This window comes from Gemmatimonas sp. (assembly GCF_044376735.1).
Classification (GTDB): domain Bacteria; phylum Gemmatimonadota; class Gemmatimonadetes; order Gemmatimonadales; family Gemmatimonadaceae; genus Gemmatimonas.
Genome location: NZ_JBILKJ010000211.1, coordinates 1 through 3,864 on the forward strand (window position 1 = coordinate 1; position 3,864 = coordinate 3,864).

Consider the following 3,864-nt stretch of genomic DNA (forward strand, 5'->3'; position numbering starts at 1 on the left):
CGGTGTCCGCCGCCCCGGGCGTCAGCCCGGCCGGCAGTCGCGTTTCCGCGAACACGTCGTAGCGCACCGTGGTGCGCCCATCGTGCTCCTCGAGCGAATAGGTCGCGAACCCCATGAGCGTGCCATCCGTCCCCACCAGCTTCATGGTGCGACGGCGGTAGGGCACGAGTTCCGCGTTTACCAGGTAGTAGTCCGGCGCGCCCCCGGCCGCCGGGCGTGCGGCGAATACTTCGCCGGCAGCGCCCCATGGTCCCCCCACGTGCGTGAGACGGTTGCCCTGTTTCCACGCCGACGGCTCCACGATGTGCGGCCACACCGCCATCACCGTGCGTTCGATGGTGACGGTGCGCTGCGCCACCAGATGGGTGGCGTCGGGCACCTGCCCGGGTGACGAGGAGGGCGTGATGGTCGCCACGAGGGCGACGAGCGGAAGCGTGCGACGCACGCGGCGGACGACAGTCATGAGCGAGTCATTGAAGGGTCACGGGCGCAGGTGGCGCACGAAGAACTGCGTGCGCTGCTCGTCGTTGTAGCGGGCCGTCTGGCCGACCTGACCATGGCCCGAATTGGCGAAGATCGACAGCTCGTGCTGGAAGCCCAGACGCACCAGTTCCTCGGACATGCGCATCGCCTCGGGGAAGGTGGCCACATCGCTGAGGGCGCTCATGAGTCGCAGGTGCCCGCGCACCTTCGGGGCCAGCAGGATGGCGTTGGCCTGGTCGTACAGCGCTGCGTTCTGCTGCGGCAGCCCGAGATAGGTCTCGTACAGCTGGTTCCCCACGGGATCGAAGCCGGGGACCTCCACCGAGGCCGCCGAGTAGAGGTCGGGGGCCTGGGCGAGCGCGCGCAGCGCGTAGTGCCCGCCCCACGAGCGTCCCCAGATGCCCACGCGAGTGAGATCCATGAAGGGGAGCCGGGCCCCCAACTGGCGAATCGCGCCCGCATGGTCGGCGATCTCGAAGGTGCCCCACTTCCGGAACACGACATCGTGGAACGCCTTCGATCGTCCGGGGGTCCCGCGCGCGTCGAGCGTGACCACTACGAACCCCAGATTGGCGAGTGCGCGGTTGTACTGCGCCGGTCCGGGTTCGGTGAAGGTGGTGGGGCGCACCGCGATCTGCGGCCCCGCGTAGAGGAACTCCACCACGGGATACGTGCGCGTGCTGTCGAAGTCGAAGGGGAGGTACATGGTGACCCACAGGTCGGTACTCCCGTCGGCGGCCTTCACGACGTATTCGCGCGGCGGGGTCCACCCCACGCGACGCAGGCGATCGAGTCTGGCCTCCCCCAGCGTCGCAACCAGTGTGCCGTCGGCCCGCCGCAGCACCGTGCGCGGCGCACCCGCGGGGGACGACCACGTGTCCACGAAGCAGTCGGCCAGCGGGCACATCGTCACCTCGTGCATCCCCGACCCCTCGGTGAGGCGCTGGGCCGCGCCGCCGCCCGCGAGCGGCACCCGATACAGATGCCGATCGTACGGACGCGCCGGATCACCCTGCGCCAGGAAGTACACCCACCCGCGCGGCTGGTCCACGCGCACCACCGCGGTCACAGGAAAGCTGCCCTGCGTGAGGCGCGCCACCACGCGGCCATTCAGGTCGTAGCGGTACAGGTGGTCCCATCCGTCGCGCTCCGAGCGCCAGAGAAACCCGGTGCCGTCGGGAAGGATCGTCCACGGAAAATCGTCGCCCCACACCACCTCGTGGTGATTGGTGAGGAAGGTGGGGGAGCGCTCGCTCATGATGACGCGGGCCTCGCCCGTGGATGGGTCCGCGGCCCATACCTCCACGCTGTGCAGCAGGCGGTCGTACTTGGCCACCAGCACGCGCGATTCGTCGGGCAGCCACCCCATGACCTCGAGGTAGCTGTCGCGGGTGTCCCCGAGCTGCAACGCCACCGGACGCCCCCACACCACATCCAGAACATACAGCGAGGGCACCTGCAGCACGCCGCCCGCCCGCGTCCACCGCGTCTCCAGCGGCTCCACGAACATCTTGAGCCATTGCGCGCCGAGCATCTTCTGCATGCCGCGCACATCGTTGCGTTGCGCCACAAAGCGCGTGCCGCTGGGGGACCACGGTTCCCAGCGGCGCGTCTCCACGGTCCACAGTGAATCGGCGGTGCCGTCGGTGGTACGCATGAGGGTGCGCCCGTCGGTCGCCGAGCGCAGGGCGATGTCATGCCCCTGCACGCCGAGGTACCAGCGGCCGTCGGGCGAGCGGCGCTCGAGATTGCGCGTTTCGCCGCCGCCGGTGAAGGACTCCTGCCAGAAGGGCTGCGGCCGCTGGCGGGTCAGTTCGCTGGTGGCCAGTCGATCGCCCTCGTTCGCGGTGGGGCGCGGTAGCCGCGTCAGCGCATAGGTGGCGAGCTCCAGCTGCCAGTTGTCCCCCTCCAGCTCGAAGCGCAGCTGCTGCGGCGCGGTGAACGCCACCTGGGCAAACGGCACCCCACGGCCGGCGGGCTCGTGGCCCAGCCGTTCGACGAGGGCGCGGCGCAGCCGCTCGGCATCCAGCAGCGGCGTCGTGCGTCCGGTGGCCAGCTCCACGCGCTGCAGCACCCGGTCGTTGGGGCCGCCGTCGGCGTACCAGAGACTCGTGCCCCCCGGGATCCACCCCGGCACCACCCGCCCGCCCTGAACGAGCTGATCGAAATCGAGGTAGGCGTCGTAGACCGCGCGACGCGCCGGGCTGATCGGGGCCGTCTGCGCCACCACTGGCGTGGCCAGCGATGATGCAGCCACGAGGGCGCCAACGAACACCGCGGCGGTACGCGCGCGGGGGGCTGCAGGACGATGAGGAGACGGTGGCACGGACACGACCGGTGGTGAGGGTGAGGGCTGGCTGGGCCCCCGGGGAATCAGCGCGCGCCCTGCTGCTGCGCCAGCCACGCGTCTACACGCTGTTCAAGCGCGAAGAAGGGCAGCGGACCGTCGGCCAGGATTACCCGGTGGAAGGCGCGCGGGTCGAAGCGCGGCCCCAACGCCTGCTCGGCGCGCGTCCGCAGGCGCTGGAACGTCAGCATGCCCATGCGGTAGCCCAGCGCCTGGCCGGGAATGTCGCAGCAGTAGCGCAACACCTCCGACGCCACTTCGGCGTCGGAGATCACCGAGTTGGCGCGCAGGTAGGCCAGCCCGCGCTCGTGGCTCCATCCGAGCAGATTGAGCCCGGTATCGAGCACCAGGCGCGCGGCGCTGTAGAGTTCCATGATGCGGCGCCCATAGCGGTCGTACGGATCCCGATAGCCCCCCATCAGCTCGGCCAGCGCGGCCGCGTATTCCCCCCACCCCTCGGTGTAGGCGGTGCTGGCATAGTTGCGGCGCAGTGGGTGCTTGTTCGCCAGCACCTCCTGCACCAGCGCCAGGTGAAAGTGATGCCCCGGGTGGATCTCGTGGTACGCCAACCCCTCGAACCACACGGTGGTTTTCTGCGCGAGCTGCCCGCCGTTGAAGAAGTACACCCCGGTCGAGTCGGCGGCCGATGGCTGGCGGTAGTAGCCGTAGGTCATCCCCGCCTCCAGCGCCGGGTCCAGCCGGCGCACGTCGTACGGGGCGCGGGCCAAGTCGGCGAACTGCTCACCCAACCGGGGGCGCAGAGTGGCCAGATGCCCCAGCATCTTGTCGCGCATCACGTCGGGGGAGGCGGGCACGAAGCGCGGGGCCGTGCGCAGGTACCGATGAAACGCCTCCTGCGTGCGCGTATGCTCCGCCGCCTCCCCTCCCGCATTCCCGAGCGTCTGACGGATGGAGTCCAGTTCGGCGGTGATGCGCGCGATCTCACGGAGCCCCAGCTCGTGGATCTGCTCGGGGGTCCGGTCGAAGGTGAGCGAGGCGCGCACCAGCCGACGATAGTGGGCCTCTCCCCCGGG

At 70.1% G+C, this 3,864-nt stretch carries 3 protein-coding genes; all 3 read right to left on the reverse strand.

Annotated elements, in window-relative coordinates; translation table 11 throughout:
* A partial coding sequence (locus ACIRA7_RS15545; RefSeq protein ID WP_396221750.1) for a hypothetical protein occupies positions 1 to 463 on the reverse strand: 463 nt, incomplete at its 3' end.
* An 18-nt stretch (positions 464 to 481) separates the two neighbouring features.
* The gene (locus tag ACIRA7_RS15550) at positions 482 to 2,740 is read right to left on the reverse strand and encodes a DPP IV N-terminal domain-containing protein (protein ID WP_396221751.1); all 2,259 of its coding nucleotides are present in this window, start codon (positions 2,738 to 2,740) and stop codon (positions 482 to 484) included.
* A 116-nt stretch (positions 2,741 to 2,856) separates the two neighbouring features.
* Positions 2,857 to 3,864 (reverse strand): DUF885 domain-containing protein (locus ACIRA7_RS15555; protein WP_396221752.1); only part of this gene is annotated, 1,008 nt, incomplete at its 5' end.